The 19,162-nt window shown below is 44.7% G+C and carries 19 protein-coding genes; 17 read left to right on the top strand and 2 right to left on the bottom strand.

Features of this window, described 5'->3' with window-relative positions; all coding sequences use genetic code 11:
- Positions 1–100: 100 nt before the first annotated feature.
- The 10 genes from ACLWBB_RS20410 to rimO all read left to right on the top strand — a co-directional run bounded on the left by ACLWBB_RS20410 (position 101) and on the right by rimO (position 10,094).
- Positions 101–1,639 (top strand): Rne/Rng family ribonuclease, encoded by a 1,539-nt coding sequence (locus ACLWBB_RS20410; protein ID WP_413289425.1) that lies wholly within the window; start codon positions 101–103, stop codon positions 1,637–1,639.
- 97 nt (positions 1,640–1,736) lie between these two features.
- A complete protein-coding gene (locus ACLWBB_RS20405; protein ID WP_413289424.1) occupies positions 1,737–3,578 on the top strand; it encodes a hypothetical protein in 1,842 nt (613 codons plus the stop codon).
- 228 nt (positions 3,579–3,806) lie between these two features.
- Entirely contained in the window at positions 3,807–4,388 is a 582-nt protein-coding gene (rplU, locus tag ACLWBB_RS20400) for a 50S ribosomal protein L21 (protein WP_413289423.1), read from the top strand.
- 34 nt (positions 4,389–4,422) lie between these two features.
- Positions 4,423–4,683 (top strand): 50S ribosomal protein L27, encoded by a 261-nt coding sequence (gene rpmA / locus ACLWBB_RS20395; RefSeq protein ID WP_413289422.1) that lies wholly within the window; start codon positions 4,423–4,425, stop codon positions 4,681–4,683.
- A 119-nt stretch (positions 4,684–4,802) separates the two neighbouring features.
- Positions 4,803–5,834, top strand: a complete 1,032-nt coding sequence (obgE, locus tag ACLWBB_RS20390) for a GTPase ObgE (protein ID WP_413289421.1) — start codon at positions 4,803–4,805, stop codon at positions 5,832–5,834.
- On the top strand, positions 5,831–6,847 hold the full coding sequence (gene nadD / locus ACLWBB_RS20385; RefSeq protein WP_413289420.1) for a nicotinate (nicotinamide) nucleotide adenylyltransferase: 1,017 nt from the start codon (positions 5,831–5,833) through the stop codon (positions 6,845–6,847). The genes obgE and nadD overlap by 4 nt, the downstream gene beginning before the upstream one ends.
- Before the next feature lies 1 nt (position 6,848).
- Positions 6,849–7,319: a 23S rRNA (pseudouridine(1915)-N(3))-methyltransferase RlmH gene (locus ACLWBB_RS20380; RefSeq protein WP_413289419.1), complete on the top strand. Its 471-nt coding sequence runs from the start codon at positions 6,849–6,851 to the stop codon at positions 7,317–7,319.
- A 192-nt stretch (positions 7,320–7,511) separates the two neighbouring features.
- Complete coding sequence (locus ACLWBB_RS20375; protein ID WP_413289418.1) at positions 7,512–8,030, top strand: ComF family protein; 519 nt, start codon at positions 7,512–7,514, stop codon at positions 8,028–8,030.
- Positions 8,031–8,037: 7 nt separating this feature from the next.
- Entirely contained in the window at positions 8,038–8,721 is a 684-nt protein-coding gene (locus ACLWBB_RS20370; RefSeq protein ID WP_413289417.1) for a LolA family protein, read from the top strand.
- Positions 8,718–10,094: a 30S ribosomal protein S12 methylthiotransferase RimO gene (gene rimO, locus ACLWBB_RS20365; RefSeq protein WP_413289416.1), complete on the top strand. Its 1,377-nt coding sequence runs from the start codon at positions 8,718–8,720 to the stop codon at positions 10,092–10,094. The genes ACLWBB_RS20370 and rimO overlap by 4 nt, the downstream gene beginning before the upstream one ends.
- Here rimO and ACLWBB_RS20360 read toward each other — a convergent pair whose 3' ends face one another.
- Complete coding sequence (locus ACLWBB_RS20360) at positions 10,095–11,162, bottom strand: tetratricopeptide repeat protein (protein ID WP_413289415.1); 1,068 nt, start codon at positions 11,160–11,162, stop codon at positions 10,095–10,097.
- An 88-nt stretch (positions 11,163–11,250) separates the two neighbouring features.
- Between ACLWBB_RS20360 and ACLWBB_RS20355 the strand changes: the two genes are divergently transcribed.
- From ACLWBB_RS20355 to ACLWBB_RS20325, 7 genes are all read left to right on the top strand, one after another.
- Positions 11,251–12,039, top strand: a complete 789-nt coding sequence (locus tag ACLWBB_RS20355) for a hypothetical protein (RefSeq protein ID WP_413289414.1) — start codon at positions 11,251–11,253, stop codon at positions 12,037–12,039.
- Between the two features lie 151 nt (positions 12,040–12,190).
- The gene (locus ACLWBB_RS20350; RefSeq protein WP_413289413.1) at positions 12,191–12,598 is read left to right on the top strand and encodes a DUF2203 domain-containing protein; all 408 of its coding nucleotides are present in this window, start codon (positions 12,191–12,193) and stop codon (positions 12,596–12,598) included.
- A complete protein-coding gene (locus tag ACLWBB_RS20345) occupies positions 12,573–14,201 on the top strand; it encodes an NAD+ synthase (protein ID WP_413289412.1) in 1,629 nt (542 codons plus the stop codon). The genes ACLWBB_RS20350 and ACLWBB_RS20345 overlap by 26 nt, the downstream gene beginning before the upstream one ends.
- 254 nt (positions 14,202–14,455) lie before the next feature.
- Entirely contained in the window at positions 14,456–15,232 is a 777-nt protein-coding gene (locus ACLWBB_RS20340; RefSeq protein ID WP_413289411.1) for a hypothetical protein, read from the top strand.
- Positions 15,229–16,452 carry a hypothetical protein gene (locus ACLWBB_RS20335; RefSeq protein WP_413289410.1) on the top strand — a complete coding sequence of 408 codons (1,224 nt, stop codon included), beginning with the start codon at positions 15,229–15,231 and terminating at the stop codon, positions 16,450–16,452. The genes ACLWBB_RS20340 and ACLWBB_RS20335 overlap by 4 nt, the downstream gene beginning before the upstream one ends.
- Positions 16,453–16,470: 18 nt before the next feature.
- Positions 16,471–17,934 carry a hypothetical protein gene (locus ACLWBB_RS20330; RefSeq protein ID WP_413289409.1) on the top strand — a complete coding sequence of 488 codons (1,464 nt, stop codon included), beginning with the start codon at positions 16,471–16,473 and terminating at the stop codon, positions 17,932–17,934.
- An 8-nt stretch (positions 17,935–17,942) separates the two neighbouring features.
- Entirely contained in the window at positions 17,943–18,461 is a 519-nt protein-coding gene (locus ACLWBB_RS20325) for a hypothetical protein (RefSeq protein ID WP_413289408.1), read from the top strand.
- A gap of 79 nt (positions 18,462–18,540) precedes the next feature.
- On the opposite strand, the gene ACLWBB_RS20320 is transcribed toward ACLWBB_RS20325, so the two are convergent.
- Positions 18,541–19,161, bottom strand: a complete 621-nt coding sequence (locus tag ACLWBB_RS20320) for a PolC-type DNA polymerase III (protein WP_413289407.1) — start codon at positions 19,159–19,161, stop codon at positions 18,541–18,543.
- Between the last annotated feature and the right edge of the window lies 1 nt (position 19,162).

The raw sequence follows: 19,162 nt of genomic DNA, 5'->3' as shown, positions 1-19,162 counted from the left end.
CACAGTTTTTCACTTATCTTTTCGGCGAAAAGCCCTTAAAATTTAAATACTCATTGCCTTAGCGTACGGATCTAGACTAAGGACAGAGCCAGAGGTCACTATGTCTGCAGAAATTCTCATCAATGTAAAACCACACGAAACTCGCGTTGCATACGTGGAGGGCGGAGTTTTAACAGATTTGAAGATCGAAAGAAAAACGTCCCCGACCTTGGTCGGCTCCGTTTATCGTGGCCACGTGATTCGTGTCTTACCTGGTATGCAAGCGGCCTTTGTAGACATTGGTCTAGATAAGGCAGCCTTCTTGTACGTGGGTGATATTCGTGAAGATGTCGATTCGGGGGCCTATCCTTTTGCGGATTTGGACCGTGACGATGTTTTAGGTTCAGATTCTGATACCGATGCAGACAGTCTTCCGCCGTCAACTCACCAAAACAAAACACCAATCCAAGATTTAATCAAAGAAGGTCAATCTATCCTAGTGCAAGTGGCGAAAGATCCACTTGGGACCAAGGGAGCTCGTCTTACGACTCACATTTCTTTGCCAGGTCGTTGTGTGGTTTATCTACCAACGGTTCGTCACTTGGGGGTTTCTCGTCGTATTGAAAACGACGAAGAACGTGATCGCCTTCGTAACATCGTTCAGAAAATCAACCCTCAAGGGGGCGTGATTGTCAGAACCGCGGGTGAAGGCGCCAGTGAAGAAAGCCTTCGTTCAGACATCGAGTATCTGGATCGCCTCGGTAAAGAAGTTTTCAAAAACTATGAAAAGAAAAAAGCACCGGGCCTAATCCATCAAGAACCCGAGGTTGAACTTCGCTCGCTCAGAGATCTGATGAGCGAAAGCGTTTCTAGCGTTTGGGTTGATGACGAAGAGATTCATAAAAAAGTAACGAAGTTTGTGGCTCAGCTGATGCCGAAGTACAAACAGAACGTGGTCTTTTACGAAGAGAAAAAACCACTATTTGATCTTTATGACATCGACATCGAAATCTCTCGTTCCATGGAACGAAAAATCTGGCTTAAATCCGGTGGTTACATCGTTATCGACGAGGCCGAAGCTCTTGTTGTTATCGACGTGAACACGGGTAAATTCGTGGGCAAAAAAGACCTCGAAGACACGATTTTAAAAACCAACCTAGAAGCCGTTCGCGAGATCGCCCATCAGCTCAGAATCAGAAACTGTGGCGGGATTATCATCATCGATTTCATCGATATGGAAAAAGAATCTCACCGCGAAAAAGTTTTGGATGCGCTTGCTGAAGAACTGCAAAGAGATCGCGCCCGCACCAATATTGTTTCCATGTCCCAATTGGGTTTGGTGGAAATGACTCGCAAACGTATTCGTCCAAGCTTGATTAAAACTTTGTGTGAACCTTGCTCGTACTGTGAAGGCAAGGGCTACATCAAACGTAAATCGACAATCGCCAATGAAATCTTCCGCGAGCTTGAGCGCGACGCTGGTATTCTTGAAAACAAGAAAACCAATATCGTTGTTCATTGCCATGCGGAAGTTGTCGACTGGATCTACGAAATGGAAGGCGAAAGTCTAGAGCACATCGAGAGAAAACTGGGTCGCTCTGTGGCGTTTAAAATTGAGCCAAATTACCACATTGAACAATACGAAATCTTCTTTGTTTAAGAGTTAAGTCTAGGTCCTAAGAGTGACAAGAAGGTGTTTCCGTTAATATTTCGTGGAAACTACTGGAGCACTGCCATAGCGAATCCGATAAAATCGCATGGCAATTCGACTCATCTTGCTTGTAACAATTCTATTTCCTTTTGCTGCCAACGCGGACCAAATGTGTAAACCGCGTGCGGATTTATTTTCTTTAGAAGGCCTGCAAGATTTCGTTCATTACGACTGTTTAGAAACCAAAGGTTCGAAAGAGTGCCAGGATCTTTACGCCAAGATGAAACAAAACAACGAAAATCCAGACGAAAAAGGCCTTGTGTGCGAAGAGAAAAATGTTGTGCTGAAAGCGCTAGAGACGAATTTCGATTTTAGATCTGGCTGCGCCATGGGAGGTTGGAACTTTGTCGTACATACGACGAAGGTTATTGGGACAATGATAGGTGTAGGCACCGCGAAGATGGTTGCTAACGCTGAAAAAGAAAGAAATGAAAACGCACTCTGCGATAAAGATCCCGCTAAAAAGAAAGCGATCTTTGCGGACTACAACAATAGCGTTCCTAAAATGTTGCGCGTAGAAGCGCCTGCAGAAGGCGTTGTGCAGAGATCCGATTGTGCAAGACTCAAAGAAAGTTTGAAGACCGCGCAAGGTCGCCAAGGACTCATTGCGATGGAACAAGTGCGCTTACGTCTTGATGAAGATGACTCTAAATACACACCGGAAGAGCAAGAGTACGTAGGCTGGGTCAAAAGCATGAAAGGCGAGTCGGGCGGAAAGTTTCCGAACTTGATCGGGGCAGCACATGCGAAGCTCAATGAAATGGGCGTAAAACTTCAATGTTACAATACGTACGAAGCCGCCGCCTTAACTTGTGAAGCGATAGCATTTGTTGCGACGGTTGCAGCAGGCCCAGCAGGTTTAGCAATGAAAGCCGCACACCTTGGTAAGATCGCAAAATTAGCGGGAGTTCCTGCTAACAACTTAAAAAATGTTGAAGTCGCAGCCGTTGCCGGTGAAGCCGCTCAGGCCGCAAAAACCACGCAAAAAGTAAAAGACTTTGTGAGGATGGTGAAAAGCGCAGACCGTCGTGGCAGTGGAGGCGTTGGTCAGCAGTTAACAAACGCCTCACAAAAAGATGAAATCCTTAAGATGGCAGGCTCGATGACCCCAGGAGAAAGAGTCGCGTCTTTAGAAGCTCTTGCAGGTCGTAAGCTTTCGGCAGCAGAAGCCAAACAACTTCAAAAAATGCATGAGGTTGGTACCTCCGAAGGCCGGACCTATCAAACTCTGACAAAGGCCGACAAGGATGAGAAGTTCAAACTCTCGCAGAAAATAAATCCTGAAACGGGTGGACCTTATTTCTCGATAAACGACACAAATATAATGATGAGAAACGGAATTACGGGGATAGATAGAACAGAAGATGCGGCGGAACTTGCTCGCCTTCAAAAGGCCCTCCAGCTCAAAGACTATGAAAAATACGTAAATGCAGCCTCGAAGGAAGACTATTCCCAATGGCATCGTCTTCACGCAGAAGCAGCAGGCAACCTAGGTAAAACCCAAGAGTCCGCAGGCGCTTACCAGAGGGCTTACATGGCGTATGTGAAAGAGCAGAAGGTAGATCTTGCGAATCCAACCCAGCTCAATCAGCAACTTAATAAGATGACCGAACGCGAACTCTATATGTTAGAGAACCTGGCGGCCTATTCCGGTAAAACCGAGAAGTTAACCGAGGTTACCAAGGCCAAGTGGGTGAAGATCGAAAACAGCATCAAAGAACGCTATCGGAATCAGCGCCGATCGGGAGCCCCCGAAGAGATCGAAAATACGATCACGGCGGCCTTCAACGATCTCAAAGCCCAACGAAACAGTTCAAATCCGCTGACCCAAAAAGCCGTGGAAGAGAAAATAAAAGCTTTGAAAGCAGCTTACCCGGGGCTTCACTAAGCCCCACACTGAAGTCACTGGGTCCCCAAAAAAAAGAACCTAAGTGTTTGAAATAACATATCTATTGTAAAGGGTCTGGCCCCCAAAATATCCGTTGCCTTCAGGGGTCCCCCAAGATAACCTCATCCTCTTCCGGAATCTGCCTAAAAAATAGATCTAATCAGTTGACAAAGACTGGTGCGAGGTGGCATTTAAGCAAGGCTTATTTCGGGTAGCTGGAGGTTATTCATGTACGCAATTATTCGTACCGGCGGGAAACAATATAAAGTTCAAGCGGGTGATGTTCTTCAAGTAGAGAAACTTGAGCAAGAACTTGGTAAAGAATTCGATATCACAGAAGTTCTAATGATCGGCGGCGAAACATCCGTTATCGGTCAACCACTTGTTAAAGGTGCTAAAGTAACTGTTGTTGTTACTAAGCAAGCTAGAACTCGCAAAGTGATCGTATTCAAGAAAAGACGTCGTCACGGCTATCGTCGTTTGAACACACACAAACAAGATTTCACAGAGCTTTTCATTAAAGCAATCTCTGCTGATGGCAAATCTGCTAAAGCTGAAACTACTCCAAACGTAGTTGATATCGCGGCAGTACGCACTCAAAGAATCGCTGACAAGCAAGCTGACCGTAAGGCGCGTGCTGAAGCGGCAGTAGGTGGCGGTAAAGCAGCTGCTGAAACTTTGAAAGCTGAAGCGAAAAAAGTTGCTAAGAAAAAAGTAGCTAAGAAAGCGACTGCTAAAAAGGCGGCTAAGAAGCCAGCTAAAAAAGCCGGCGCGAAGAAAAAAGCTGCAAAAAAAGCGACTAAGAAGTAATTTTTAATCTAATTGTTTAAACGGAGTAATAGTCATGGCAAGTAAGAAGGCCGGCGGTAGTACGAAGAATGGTCGCGATTCACAGAGTAAGCGACTTGGCGTGAAAAGATTCGGTGGCGAGCAAGTTCTCCCAGGCACAATCATCGTTCGTCAACGTGGAACAAAATTCCACCTTGGTAACAACGTGAAAATGGGACGCGACTACACTATCTATTCAGTTATTGATGGATTGGTTAAGTTTGAACGTTTCTCTAAAGAGCGTTTCAAAGTTAGCGTTTATCCTAAAACTGCGTAATTGATACAACTCGTCAATTAGGTTTGTACAAGCAAAGCTAATTCCAGTAGTTAAAGAGGGGCCGATGTTCGGTCCCTTTTTGCATTTTAGCCCTTCTGTTTTGGGCGCGGTATTTTTCTATGAAGTTTATTGATGAAGTTACAATTACAGTTTCCTCCGGTCACGGTGGCCCAGGTGCCGTCAGTTTTCGTCGCGAGTCTATGATGCCTCGTGGAGGCCCTGATGGTGGCGATGGTGGTAAAGGTGGCGACGTCATCTTTAAGTCTTCAAAGCATTTAAACTCTTTGATCGACATCAGACATAACAAAAAATATCCAGCACAAAACGGTCAGCCAGGTGCTGGCGCAAACTGCTTCGGTGCCAACGGCCAAGACATGGTGCTTACAGTTCCTGAAGGAACACTCGTACGCAATATGGATGGCGAAGTCCTCATCGATTTGACTGGCATCGAAGAGCACGTTCTTCTTAAAGGTGGTCGCGGTGGTAAGGGCAATGCCTTCTTTAAAACCAGCACCAACCAAGCTCCTGAACATGCTCAGCCAGGCGAAGATGGCGAACGCATGGAGATCAAACTAGAACTCAAACTTATTGCAGACGTGGGTATCATTGGATTCCCGAATGCTGGTAAGTCCACTTTGATTTCTCGTATTTCTGCGGCGAAACCAAAAATCGCAGACTATCCTTTCACAACACTGACGCCAAACTTAGGCGTTGTTAAGGCTGCGGACTTTAAATCTTTCGTGGTAGCGGATATTCCAGGTCTTGTGAAAGGCGCACATCAAGGCGTTGGTTTGGGAATTCAGTTCCTAAAACACATCGAGCGTACGCGTTTCTTCATTCACTTAGTCGATGCTTCAGGTCTTTCTGGACGTGATCCGATTCAAGATTACGAAGACATCAACTATGAACTTACAAAATACGATGAGAACAACGCGGAAAAAGAAGGTTTCTTCTCTTTAGCGGATCGTCCTCAGATCGTTGTATTGAACAAAATTGACACCCTCAGCATTGATCAGCTGGAAAAACTGAAATCAACCTTTAAAAAGAAGACGGGCGTAGAGCCTTTGATGATTTCAGCGGTGACCGGCAAAAACATTAAAGAACTTATTATCGAGTTAACTCGTAAAGTGTTTCAAGAGGAAGAGCTATGAGAGTCGGCATTTTCGGCGGAAGTTTCAATCCCCCACACATGGGTCACATCAACAGTCTTGTGACTGTTCAGAAAAAAGCGGGTCTTGATAAGATTCACGTAGTTCCTGCAGCTCAAAATCCATTGAAGATGGAAGTTGAAGGCCCAAGCGCTGAACAAAGACTCGAACTTGTTAAAAAAGCCCTGAACACTTATGGCAAGCAATTCGTTGTTGATGATCAAGAGATCAAGCGTGGTGGTCTTAGCTATACAATCGACACGGTAACAAGCCTTCGTAAAGAAGTAGATCCTGAAGATTTATTCTTGATCATCGGTGCAGATCAATTCGAAGAATTCAGTCAATGGAAGGACTATCAAAAGATCCTTACAGAAGCGAATTTGATCGTAACAACTCGCCCAGGTTGGGAAATTCCACAAGAGGCTGACGAGCTTCCAGAGTTTTTGAAAGCTTTGGTTGCAGAATATGACTTCAACTTTATCGAATTGAAAACCGGCCGCAACGTTCAGTTCATTCGTTTGCAAGATATCGAAGTATCTGCAACGGAAGTTCGTAAGCTTTTGCGCACGGGCCGTCCTGTTGAAAAAGTACTTCCGCTTGCTGTAGAGTCTTACATCCGTGAAAACAAACTCTATCGTCCTATCGGCGATCGTGTTGGTGACTTTGCAAAGTTCACCACGTTTTGTGCAAATGTCTTGTTCTCTAAAAAAGGTATTCAAGTTCGTGCCTTTGACCTAACGGGTCTAGCAGCTCCTACGGAGTATGCAGTGATTGCGTCTGGTACAAGCACTCGTCATGCGAGTTCTTTGGCAGAGAACGTCGTTCAAGCGGTGAAAGAAGAATACAACGTGCTTCCACAAAGCGTGGAAGGTGTTGATGAAGGCCGCTGGGTATTGGTCGATTACGGTTCTTTGATTGTACACGTGTTCTATGACTTTGTTCGCCAAGAGTACTCTTTGGAGAAATTGTGGAAAGACGGCAAGGATCTGAACCTGAAAGACCCTTACGTAAAGTAATATGAAATTTGTCCTGTACAATCTTGCAACTGCCAAAGAAGCTTGGGCCGACGAGGCAGCAAGATTGTACTCGCAAAAGATCTCGCACTTTAATTCTTTTGAAATTCAAACTTTAAAACCTAAAAAGTCCTCTCGCGATGAGGCTGCTCAGAAAAAAAAGGAAGAATCCGAATTGATTCTGTCTTCTTTGAGCAATGATGACTTTGTCGTGCTTTTCGACGAGCGCGGAAAATCGTTTAACTCTATTGAGTTTTCCAAAAAAATCGAAGGCATTCTCTCAAGTTCCAAAAAGCGCGCTGTCTTTATTATCGGCGGTGCTTATGGCGTCAGTGACGAGGTCCGTTCACGTGCTCAGCTGGTCGTAACGCTGTCTCCGATGGTCATGAATCATCTTTTGGCGCAGACCGTGGCACTAGAGCAAATCTATCGCGCGTTTACGATTCTTAGAAATCTTCCTTATCACAATTCCTAGGCACTTCTCTTGCTGAAGTTTTTCAGCATGTTTCTTTCTCGACGTTTAATCTGGTTTGGTCTCCGAGCTTGTTTGTATTGCGGATCCTTGGATCGACGCACGGACGGGCTTTGTGAGTTTTGTTCCGGGAATCTTTGGTCGTGGAGCGATCCGAATGCACATCTGTTTCAGCAAAAAGTAGAAAAGCTATCTGTGGAATCCTTGTTTCATTGGATTCCTGGACGCCAAGAAGTTCTATCTTCTTTGGTGATGGCGCTTAAAGGACAGGGCTCTCGAGAACTATGGAGCCATTACGCTGAAGTGTTTTGGCGTAGAAAATTGATCGGTCTTTCGAAAGTAAGCCCCATTTTGTTGATTCCTAGCCCCTCGCGAGCGGGGGAAGAAGACCATGCTTTTTACTTTGCAAAAGCACTGGCAGAGCTTAGTGGTGCCGAACTCTATCCATGCTTGTTGAGAGCCGCGACAAAATCTCAGAGAAGAAAATCGCGCTCAGAACGCTTTAAACTCGAGATGGGGTGGTCTGCAAAATTTACAAAAGAGGACTTCGCCAAGCGACGTATTGGAAAACACATCGTTTTTGTCGATGACATTGTGACAACAGGTGCAACCTCTAGAGCAGCGTGGAAAAGCCTTGGAAAGCCTAGAGATTTTGCAGTGTGGTCCCTTGCGCAGAGGGGTCTGTCTTGCGGAGCGTCCAGGGAACTGGTATAACACTGGAATGTCTAAATTCTCTATTTCACTCTCGATTTTCATGACCACTCTCATGATCTATCCTGCGACGGTGTTGGCGAAAGCCAAAGAAAAAAAACCGGCGCCTGCAGTGGCTGTGTTAAAAGAAGTCAGCAAAAAATATCGCAACTCCAAGCTTGTTAAAATCGAAACGGACAAAAAAGTAACGTCCGAACTTTTAGGAAAGAGCACCACGTATCAAGGTGTGATCTCTTTATCTAAAGGCAAATTCCGTTGGGAGAATGAAACTCCAGAGCAAAGCTTGCTTTTGTTCGATGGCGAAACAATTTGGAACGTGCAATTCCCGCCAAAAGATTTGGGTGGCAATGTTCAAGTTGCAGTCGCAAAACTTGATAAGAATACTAAATCACAAATCTTGATCTCTACTCTGATCGGCAAAGATCCTATCGATAAGAACTTTAAAATTCTTAACGAAAAAATCGACAACGACATCTTGAGTGTTGAGCTTCAGCCGTTGTCTGGAGATCTTCGCGTAAAAGGTCTGACGATGGACGTAGACACAAAGTCGAAGCAGATCACAAAGATCTCTTACAAAGACGATGTTGATAACACGACAGAAATTACACTTAAGAAAACAGAATTCATTTCTAAAGAAAATAAAGATCTCTTTAAGTACAAAATTCCGAAAGATGCTCAGGTGACAAATCTATGAATCAGGCAACTCCAAATAATGCCACTAAAAAAGTTCACTTCATCAGTCTTGGCTGCCCTAAAAATCTCGTTGATAGCGAGATCATGGCAGGCACCCTTCTGAAAGAAGGCTTCGAAGTCGTCGGTGACCATGGCGATGCAGACACTGTTATCGTTAACACATGCGGTTTCATCGAAGACTCTAAAAAAGAATCCATCCAAAGAATTTTGGAAATGGCAGAGCTTAAGAAAACCGGCCAACTTAAAAAAGTTGTCGTCGCTGGTTGCTTAACTCAGCGTTATAAAGATGACTTGGTTCAAGGTCTACCAGAGGCAGATCTATTCGTGGGTTCAGGTGAATTCCAAAACATCGCGAAGATCCTTAAGAACTCTGACCAAGGTGACCAGAAGAGAACCTTCTTCAATCTTCCAACATATCTTCAAGAAGAAGCGACTCCGCGTGTGAACTCACAACCGGGCCACAGAGCTTATTTGAAGATCTCTGAAGGTTGCATGAAGCGTTGTGCATTCTGTGCGATTCCTTTGATCCGCGGAAACCTACAGTCTCGTACAATTGCAAACATCGTCAACGAAGCGAAGCTTTTAGCTGCAGGTGGCGTTAAAGAATTGATCATCATCAGCCACGACTTCACAGATTATGGTTGGGATCTTCGCCGTAAGAATCCAGAAGCAAAAGAAAGCCCTGTTGAGCTTTTGAAAGCTTTAACAGAGGTTGAAGGTATTCAGTGGATTCGTTTGTTGTATCTCTATCCAGATGGAATCACTCCAGAGATGATCGAGCTGATGAAGAACAACAAGAAACTTGTGAAGTACTTCGACATGCCTCTTCAGCACGTGAACGATGAAGTCTTGAAAAAGATGAATCGTAAGATGACACGTAAAGAAATCGAAGAAGCTCTTCGTATCATCCGTACGGAAATTCCAGATGCGGTGATTCGTACTCAGTTCATCGTTGGTTTCCCTGGCGAGACTCAAGAGCAGTTCGAAGAATTGCTTGAGTTCATCGCTGAACAACAGTTCGACCGCGTTGGTTGCTTCCAATACTCTCCGGAAGAAAATACTCCGGGCGGTAAAATGACAGATCAAATCGACGATGCAACTAAGCAGGCTCGTTTTGAAGCAGTCATGGAAGTTCAACAAAACATTTCTCGCGATAAACACCGTGCTTTCATTGGTAAAACTGTGGAAGTTCTTGTGGAAGGCTTCAGTGAAGAAACAGACCTGTTGTTACAAGGTCGTACTTCACAACAAGCTCCGGATATCGACGGTGTGGTTTTGATCAATGACGGTCAGGCAAATGTGGGTGACATGGTGAAAGTCCTTGTCACTGACAGCATGGAATACGACCTCATTGGTGAGATCGTCGTAGAGTAGTTAGTAACCGGAACAGCTCTCGGAGGCCTTTTCATAAGGCCCCGTCCAACCAGCATCTTTAGCACTTTTCAATGCCGTCGTGGCTTTTCTAAACGCGACGGCATTTTTTTGGTCAAGCTTGCAGGCTTTTTTGTAGGCGTCTAAGGCCTCTTCAAATTTTCTGAGTTCAAACGCCGATTTCGCATAACCAATCCAAGAGCGAGCCGATTTCTCATCCGCCGCTGTTGCGCGCTGGTAGTATTTATTGGCCTCTAAATAACTTTTTTGCTCTTCCATGAGGTTCGCGTAGGTGTACTGGGCGAATTCAGACTTGGAGTGGGCGTCTGCTGCGGTTTTAAGCGACTTTTTGGCTTCGTCGACATCTCCAGCATCTTTTTGTACAAGACCCAAATTAACGTAGTTGTCGGCGATTTTTGGATCTTTTTGGATGCCTTCCTTACAAGTGCTCAGAGCTTGGTCTTCTTGACGGTCCTTGGTGTTTATCTCACACAGCTTTGTAAGAAATTCTGCCTTACGGCCGATGTTGTCCAGCATGTCTTGATAGAGGATGCGCAGTTCATAGTAGTTTTGCTTTTCCTCGTACATTTTTGCGAGCTTCTCGTAGGCCGGCTGATATTTTGGATTGATCTCTAAGCAGGTTTTAAAAGACTCCATTGCTTCTGAATTCTTTTTACTGACAACCTGTTTATTCATCATCTGCGCGCTGCCGAGTAAATAGTAAGCCTCGTGGTCCTTTGGATTTTTAGAAAGCATCATGTTAGCGATCTTGATCATGTTGGCAGGATCTTTTTTCTTTTCATGAGTCACAGCCAGGAGCATGAGGCCTTTGCGATCAAGCTTGTCGATATTTTTCCAAAGCAGGTCACTAGTTTTATCGTAGTCGCCTTTTTTAAAGAGCTCTTCCGCAGAGGCCAAAACATTGGTTTCCTTGATGGGTGCGGGTGAAGAAGCGGCCTTTGGTGCTGGGCTTTGGGCTGTATTTGCGGCCCAAGCGATGCATTGAAATGAGACGAGGACAGCCACAAAGGCCAGTCTTATCAAGCTTTTGTAAACCAGTGATGTGTTCATATGTTATATTATTACCTAAATGGCCCTCTTAGACCTAGTGCAGAAATTAAAAAAACGGTCCAGTTTATCCAATCAACAAGGGCAAGCCTTGGTTGAATACGTATTGGTTTTGATCGTGAGTGTTGCCTTGGTCATGGCCCTCGCATATCAGGTTTTCACACCACTTCGAGACTTCCTCAAAAGCTACATGGGTGACTATATTGCGTGTCTGTTAGAGACCGGGGAGCTCCCGAGTTTAGGAGACGCTTCGACCGAAGAAATCTTGGCTGAAGAGGGTTGCAACGCCAAATTCGAGGCGGCGACGCTTGCCGGAGGACGGCCTCCGAACTCGGCTCAAGGCGGAAAAAACGGGGACCAGAGTCAGAACAAAAATTCGTCGGATTCCAGTAGCAGTGGCGGCGGCGGCAGTTCGGTCGGCCCGGGCTCTTCTTCTCGTGGCGGAAACCTGTTGATTAGTTCCATGAAGAAAAGGAATGCAACAGAAACTGGAGTTGCCGCAGAAAAAGTGACAGAGATTCCACTCGCCGATAATGGAAGTAGATTTTATAACCGTCGTGATTCATATTCAGAAGGATCTATCAACCGCACCGACAAGTCGACTTATGTGGGAATCGCTGGTTTGACGGAAGAGGAAAAAAAGAAACAAGCACGTAAAGATGGCAGCGGGCGAACGATTGCAATGGGAGAAAACTTTGCTCCCCCTCCGAAAAAAATACCTATCAAAAAACCTGCAGCACCACCTACGGTCGAAGCAGAGGAAACGCCATTTACCCTTGGTAATTTCTTCAGATTTCTTATCATAGCGGCCATTGTCATTGCGCTTGTCATGGTGCTCGGAAGTCAGGCACTCAAGATTGCAAAGAGTCAGGAAAAATAGATCAACACGCCGCACGCATAATTGTTTTCTAGTGCTTCGGAAATTTCTTCACGCGAGATCTTAACTTCTCTGTAATTTCCTATATTGCTTGCATGAGTTTTCTAATTGCTACATATCAGTGACTTCTGCGAAGCGTTCCGGGGGGAATTTGGTGAAGAATGTGATTGAGATCAATCGCAAAAAAGTATTTATGCATCACGAGGTGTCGCAACTTCTCCCGTTGGTGTATCGCTTGACTGAAGAGGCTCAAGCCGAAGTCAAAAAAATCATCAATTTCATAGATGCCCATACCGACAAAAAAAGCCGCGCCGTGAGAGAGCTTGAAGCTCGTCTCAACGAAATCGTCACGCGTTGGCAGATCAAGATCGAAAAACTCGGCGGTGAGCCAAAAGGTCTTTGGCTTGCTGACTTTGACAGCGGGGACGGCTATTTTTGCTGGAAGTTCCCAGAAACAGAAATTTGTTATTGGCATGGCTACCAAGACGGCTTTACTGGGCGTATGATGATTAAAGAGAAAAGCAGGCCCGAATCTTATGAGAATAGCAATTGCTCAAATTAATCCGACTCTTGGTGATTTCGAATACAACTCCGAAAAGATTTTAGAATTTGTTAAGCGCGCCCACGAAAAAGAATGTGAACTCGTGGTGTTCCCTGAAAGTGCGCTGTTTGGATACCATCCATACGACCTCTTAGAGCGAACCAAAATCGTTCTTCAACAAGAAAAAGTTTTGCAGAAAATCCACAAAGAAATCCCCAAAGGTATGGGCGTTCTTTTGGGTGCATTTACCAGAAATCCTTCAAAAATTGGTCGACCATATTTCAATTCGGCGGCGTTCTTAGTAAAAGGCCAAAAGATCCAGTTCTTTCATAAACAGCTTCTACCTACGGGTGATGTTTTTGACGAGGCTCGCTTTATTCAACCGGGCGAAATGACAAAGAACTACCTGAACTTTAAAGGCAAAAAATTCTTCGTCACCATTTGTGAAGATATTTGGGCTTGGCCAAATGCCAAAGGCCAAAGTCCTTATATTAAAAACCCAATTATGAGCGTGCCTAAAAAGAAAATTGATCTAGTGATCAATATCAGCGCGTCCCCGTACTTCCCAGCTAAGCTGAAACAGCGCGAGTATGTCACGCAGAAGACTGCGCAGTACTTTAAAGCACCGATCATGTATGCGAACCTAGTCGGCGCTCAAGATGAAGTTATTTATGACGGTGGCAGTTTTGTTCTAGATACCAAAGGTAAAGCTCTTTTACGCTGCCATCAGTTTGAAGAAGATCTGAACGTTTATAATTTAGAAACGAAAAAAGCTTGGTCACAAGCAGAAGTATTGAAAGTGACAGAAGGCCTTCGCAAAGCTTTAGTTTTAGGTATTCGCGACTTCTGCCAGAAGACAGGCTTACAAAAGCTTCACTTAGGCCTTAGTGGCGGCATTGATTCTGCGGTCGTGGCTTGCTTGGCGGTAGAGGCCTTGGGACCTGGAAACGTGTCTGCATTGGCGTTACCTGGGCCTTTTAGTTCACCACAAAGCTTGAAGCTTGCTGAAGAGCTTGCAAAGAATCTGATGATTCAGATGCAATCCGTTTCGATTAATGAAACTTATGAAACTGTTTTGGGAACTCTTGAAAAGTCGATGGGTCTAAAGGACTTCGGCGTCACGCAAGAAAACATTCAAGCACGTTTACGTGGGATGATCTTGATGGCGTATTCCAATAAAGAAAACTCTCTTTTGCTTACGACAAGTAATAAGAGCGAGTACGCCGCTGGTTACTCGACCTTGTACGGGGATATGTGTGGGGGTCTAGCGCCGCTTGGTGATCTTACCAAGAAACAAGTGTATGACCTCGCAAAGCTTTATAATGAGCAATCAGAAGTGATTCCTCGGGAGATCATCGACCGTCCACCAAGTGCGGAACTGCGTCCAAATCAGAAAGATCAAGATACGCTTCCACCATATGATGTGTTGGATGCTGCTGTTGAGAATATAGTTGAACACTCCGGTGAAGCAAAAACCAAGACAGATCGTTGGTTGCTTCCTGTGATTGCGCGTACAGAATTCAAACGCTGGCAAGCTCCACCGATTCTGAAAGTGTCTGAACATTCGTTTGGACGCGGTCGTCGTTGGCCGATTGCTCACAAAGCAAAAGAGCTCGGATCATAGTTAACATCGCTCACTGTCCCGAGTTTCGCTCCCAAAACAAATACCTAGTTTCTTCCCGGTGGTAACGTCACGGGAACGCCTGTTTACAAGGTAAAATCCTTAGCCGGGAGCAAATTGCTCCCACGTCGCGGCCGACGTTGTGGCTCGTTCCACAGGACTTGCGTATGGATTTAATGGTGGGCCCACACTTTCGATATTTGTTTACGAAATCTGCCCGTAGACTGGAGTGGTAGCCATAATCATGGGGGATTCCTTTGGGAAAAGTATTATTCGTGGTATTTTCGCTCGCTGCTCAAACGGTTTTTGCAGCGTCAGCAAATTTTGCAGAACAAATGCAAACAACACCGTGCAAATCTAACTTAAGCGCAGAACTTAGCGCCCACTTACCGAAACAAACTTGGACACCAAAACCAGTTTCTATTCCTGGCAAGCATTTGATGACAGGTATTGCGTTCCGCGATACGCGCAAGCACAAAGCTTATCAAATCTGGGCTGAAAAAGGAAAAAGCTACTTACAAGTAACTGATCTGAAAACTAAAAAGGAAACAGTGCAATCTTGGTCTCTTGCACAAGACTGCAAAATGGAAACTGTGAATAGATCAGCTCAAGAAGTTCCTTTGGCCACTACAAAAGGCTTCACGGATGCGGATCTTGCGAAAACGATGAAGGCTCATAAGTGGGGTATCATCTATGTTTGGACACCTTACATGCCTCTTTCTGTAAAAGGTTTGGCGGAAATCAAAGCTGCCGTGAAAGCAGAAGGTGGACACTTAACAGTATTGATGGATCCAAAAGCACACATCAATGAAGCAAAAAAGTGGGCTGAAAAGGGAATGGTTCAAAAGTCAGAGATGACGCCGGTAGCTTCAACGGAACTTGTTTCTCGTGAAATGGGTCTGCACTATCCAGTGACATATATTTATAAGGACCAATTTGTTTCCAACCGCGACTATGTCGGACACAAATCGGCAAAAGTATTTAAAAGATGGATTGCTTCCGAAATGGCTGAGTTGAACAAGGATCTCAAATGAAAAATGTAAACAGTAAAGCTTTGTACGCTTTGGTTGCTTTCTTAATTTTCTCTACGAACGCTTTTGCGGCCCCTGAGTGTGGTAATGATGCTCTTGTAAAAAAAGCTGTGCACAATTTGCCGGGTTCGGGATATTGGATGCAGGTTGCTGGAGATTGCCGCATTACCTACACAAGTGTGGGTGGTGTTTACAGTAAAATGTACAACCTTTGCGAAAGAAAAGCGGAAGATATTACTCCTTATATTGATGCCTATGGTCTTCCAGAAGGTGATATCTATCTTCATCCTGAAAATGGAATCTCGTTCTATAAGATGAGTGGTGTTAAAGCAAACGGTCAAAACAATCAGCCGTTCTACTCAGACCCGCAAAACTTTGGAAACTATCAATCCATTGGAACCCTTCCGGGAAGCACTCCAGATAAAAGAAAAATCCGTATTGCTATGGGAAATGCGGGCGGTACTTTCCGCGATTATATCATTGAAAAAAAGGGTGCAGATGATTTCTCTGTAAAACCTATTCAAGACGACGTTATTGAGGCCTGCAAAAACTTAGATAGTGGCGGTATTGACACAGAAATTCCAATTCTATCCAAAGATGGTCAAATGATTGCGGGGCGACAACTTGATTCTCGCAAAACGGAAATTTTCAAAATTGATACGGCTTCAGGAGATTGTAAGTCTATCGCGAAAATTCCTACCGAGACCAGCAAAGTCACTTTTAGTTTTGATAACAAGAGCGTGTATTACGTCATGAGAGATCCTAATACAATGAAGGGTCGTCTTATGAAAATGGATATATCAAGCAATAAAGTGACTACTATTAGTGGTCCCGACGAAGACGTGTTGTACGTAACAACTAAAAAAGATGGAACCCTTTTCTACAGTCGTGTTGGTAGTGCTGGCGGTAGTGCCGGCTTTGGTGACGTTGTTACTTCTGATCTGGTTGAAGTTGGTCCAAACAGCTTCCCAACTGGCGGAGATGCTAAGACATATGAAGCTCTCGGTATGATGTGGGCAAAGGCTTGCGGTAAGTCGCTGGATCTAGACTATGCGTTTGCAGTTGGCCAACGCTTAGACCGCGCCGTTTGTACATCTATTGCGAAAGACGAAAACATGTCGTCTTTGGATCAAGAACATAAGGTTTCTTTGGACAAACTTAAATCAGCTTGCGGATCGAATGCAGTAAGTGGTGGATCGTCTCGCTCAACAGGGACTCAATAGTCACAAGGTTGAATACGTATGAAAAAAAGTATTTTTCTGCCAATTCTTTTTGTTCTTCTGTCTTTTGCTTCGGTTAGTCCCGTGGCTCTTGCTCAAGGCGAAAGTAGTAGTGGGGACCTGGCTTGTCCTGAGAACTTCACTGGGGATGTGCTGACCGAGTGGAGAAAGTCTGCCGTAGGTAAAGCCGTCAACGGTGAATACGGTAAAGTGAAAAGTGCGCTCAAAACGTGTTTCCCTAATGGAGCACCAGCTTGTACTCAGGATCTTGACTACTACGTAAAATTGAAAAGTAACAGACCTCAAATTGCCAACGGCAGTGATAGCTACGGCGATTCTGTCGAAGAGCTAAATGTAGCTCCGGCCGAAGGTTATATTCTTGAATCAGAAAAAGATCTTCCGAAGGAGTTCTTAGTTAAAGATTCTAACGGAAGAGTGAAGCCAGGCTTTGTGAAATTCCCTGATGACGTATTGAAGGTTGCAAAAGATAAGGGCTGGAAAGCGGTAGGTTATAAAACTCGAGGAACTGGCGGTTTTGATAGTGCTCCGAATTTGTCGATCGTTGCAATTCCAGGCAGGGAGAAAGACATCTTTCTACAAATCAGTCCTCCGCCAGATAGAAACCGTCGGGAAACTAGGGATAATCCATATCCAGCTAGCAAAGACTTTACGCATGGCCAGGATACATTGACGATTATTAGTGTCGATAAAACTAAGAAGCCTCCGGTCGCTCAATTAAGACTCTTAAGATACGACGACCAATCGGGTGGTTATAAATGGCATAGCGGTACAAGAACAGAATCTTGCACGCAATGCCATACAACGCCACTACGCTCGATTAGTCCACGTGGTTACTTGGTGACGAACGGAACTGAGCAGCGCATGAAGCCCGAGGACGAAAGAATGGTGACCGAGATCAATGATATGATGTTGGTACCGGGTCTCACTTGGGGAAAAGCAAAAGCCACTGATGGTTCAGAAATTCGTCGTGGCCCTCGTGATGAAGTGCAACCTTACGGGTGGGCTCCTCCAGGATCGAGAACTAGAAAGCCTGATTTTTTGAAAGCCTGTGCTACAACAAATACCCAACAGTCTTATCAAAGTCTTGATCGCGACTATACATTCCAGACAACTATGTCAGATCCAACAAAAATTAACCATCGTAAGGTGGGTCAGACTATGAACTGTGTTCAATGCCATGACGGATCTGTACGGGGTTATCTGCATGAAAACTTTAGCTTTGACGAAATCAAATTTAAGATCTTAGTAGATAGATCTATGCCACCAGGCCTGAGTTTGACAATGGATGAGCGAATGGCCTTAGTGAACTGTTTGCAGGCAGAATTTCAAGAGCTTCGTAATGAATGGAAGAAAAAAGCCCCATGGCTGACACGTGGTGGTTGCGAAGATATGCCGACAGCGGGCAGAGCTGGTTCTGGATCTGGTTCCGGCAGTCCGCAGAACAATCAACAGGGTTCTCAATAGGGAGACTTATGAAATTAAAAATATTTTTTGCAACGATCAGTTTGGTCACAATGGCATGTTCTTCTTCATTCAAAAATCAATCTCGCGGAGTTGCTGAAACTGCGTCTGAGGCTCGTGAAGAAGCGTGTATGCTCAATTTCAATAAAGCACGCCAAAGACTTGCGGATCTAGTAGGTGCACGTCCGAATGAATTTCCAGCAGTTTTCAATAGAGAGCTGTTAGCATCATTCAAAAGTGCGAGATACGCTTGTGTTAGCGAAACCGTTCCTGAATATGGAATCAAGGTTATACCGTTGGGATCTGAAAAGCAGATCGTTATTGAAGCGACTCTTGTTAGTGTAGCCGGACTTACGGAGTCTGAGGTTGGTAGAGCTGGTTTTACGAAATACAAAATTAATGTGAACACTGTCTATCTTGATCGCGTGTTAGTAGCTTTGGCTGCACATGCTTATGCTGAAGTGTTGGGTGTTCAAGACGCGTCTTACGATATGTTCTTCAAAACGTTGAAGATGCTAGAGCAAAACTAGGATAACAAGTATTTGAAACTAAAAAGGCACTGATGAACTCAGTGCCTTTTTCTATTTCAATTTTTTTGTGAAGTCAGAGCTAAAGCAAACCGCCGAAGAGGTCCATTTGTTTTGGCTGACGAACGATTTGCGGGAAACGAAGCTCCGCTTTACCTGTCAAAGCGATCAAATTTGCAACTTGGGGAGCTTGGCCAGCAACAGAGATTCTTTTAATCATCTGATAGAATAATTGACCGCAATAAGAAGCATCTTCTTCCGCTCTGTGGAATTCAGTGCTTGGGATTTTCAAGTATTGAACCAAAGTTCCCAACTTGTAGTTTGGAAGGCCCGGGAATACTTTTCTTGCGATAGGTAGAGTATCGATAACAACACCTTTTGGTGCCACCGCTTCATGCTTTTTAATATCTGCAGTCAGGAACTGCGCATCGAATGGAGCATTGTGCGCCACCAAGATGTCATCGCCACAGAACTCTGCAAAAGAAGGAAGCACAGATTCAATCACGGGCTTACCTTTAACCATCTCATCGTAGATACCGTTAACGTTTGAAGCTCCCGGAGGAATTGGACGTCGAGGGTCAACGAGTGTAGCGAAAATTGCTTCTGGCTCGCCATTTACGAAGCGGACAGCTCCGATCTCAACGATTTGATCAACGCCAGGAACAGTACCAGTAGTTTCTAAGTCAAAAGCTATGAATCTCATG

This window comes from Bdellovibrio sp. HCB337 (genome assembly GCF_047302465.1).
GTDB lineage: Bacteria > Bdellovibrionota > Bdellovibrionia > Bdellovibrionales > Bdellovibrionaceae > JACMRP01.
This window is presented reverse-complemented; position numbering and strand designations above follow the sequence as displayed.

Excerpts from the sequence above, each read along its gene's own strand:
- rpmA (WP_413289422.1), top strand. The coding sequence starts at position 4,423 with ATGGCAAGTAAGAAGGCCGGCGGTAGTACGAAGAATGGTCGCGATTCA.
- ACLWBB_RS20380 (WP_413289419.1), top strand. The coding sequence starts at position 6,849 with ATGAAATTTGTCCTGTACAATCTTGCAACTGCCAAAGAAGCTTGGGCC.
- ACLWBB_RS20330 (WP_413289409.1), top strand. The coding sequence starts at position 16,471 with ATGAAAAAAAGTATTTTTCTGCCAATTCTTTTTGTTCTTCTGTCTTTT.
- rimO (WP_413289416.1), top strand. The coding sequence starts at position 8,718 with ATGAATCAGGCAACTCCAAATAATGCCACTAAAAAAGTTCACTTCATC.
- ACLWBB_RS20325 (WP_413289408.1), top strand. The coding sequence starts at position 17,943 with ATGAAATTAAAAATATTTTTTGCAACGATCAGTTTGGTCACAATGGCA.
- ACLWBB_RS20410 (WP_413289425.1), top strand. The coding sequence starts at position 101 with ATGTCTGCAGAAATTCTCATCAATGTAAAACCACACGAAACTCGCGTT.
- ACLWBB_RS20405 (WP_413289424.1), top strand. The coding sequence starts at position 1,737 with ATGGCAATTCGACTCATCTTGCTTGTAACAATTCTATTTCCTTTTGCT.
- ACLWBB_RS20320 (WP_413289407.1), bottom strand. The coding sequence starts at position 19,161 with ATGAGATTCATAGCTTTTGACTTAGAAACTACTGGTACTGTTCCTGGC.
- rplU (WP_413289423.1), top strand. The coding sequence starts at position 3,807 with ATGTACGCAATTATTCGTACCGGCGGGAAACAATATAAAGTTCAAGCG.
- ACLWBB_RS20335 (WP_413289410.1), top strand. The coding sequence starts at position 15,229 with ATGAAAAATGTAAACAGTAAAGCTTTGTACGCTTTGGTTGCTTTCTTA.
- ACLWBB_RS20345 (WP_413289412.1), top strand. The coding sequence starts at position 12,573 with ATGAGAATAGCAATTGCTCAAATTAATCCGACTCTTGGTGATTTCGAA.
- obgE (WP_413289421.1), top strand. The coding sequence starts at position 4,803 with ATGAAGTTTATTGATGAAGTTACAATTACAGTTTCCTCCGGTCACGGT.
- ACLWBB_RS20370 (WP_413289417.1), top strand. The coding sequence starts at position 8,038 with ATGTCTAAATTCTCTATTTCACTCTCGATTTTCATGACCACTCTCATG.
- nadD (WP_413289420.1), top strand. The coding sequence starts at position 5,831 with ATGAGAGTCGGCATTTTCGGCGGAAGTTTCAATCCCCCACACATGGGT.
- ACLWBB_RS20360 (WP_413289415.1), bottom strand. The coding sequence starts at position 11,162 with ATGAACACATCACTGGTTTACAAAAGCTTGATAAGACTGGCCTTTGTG.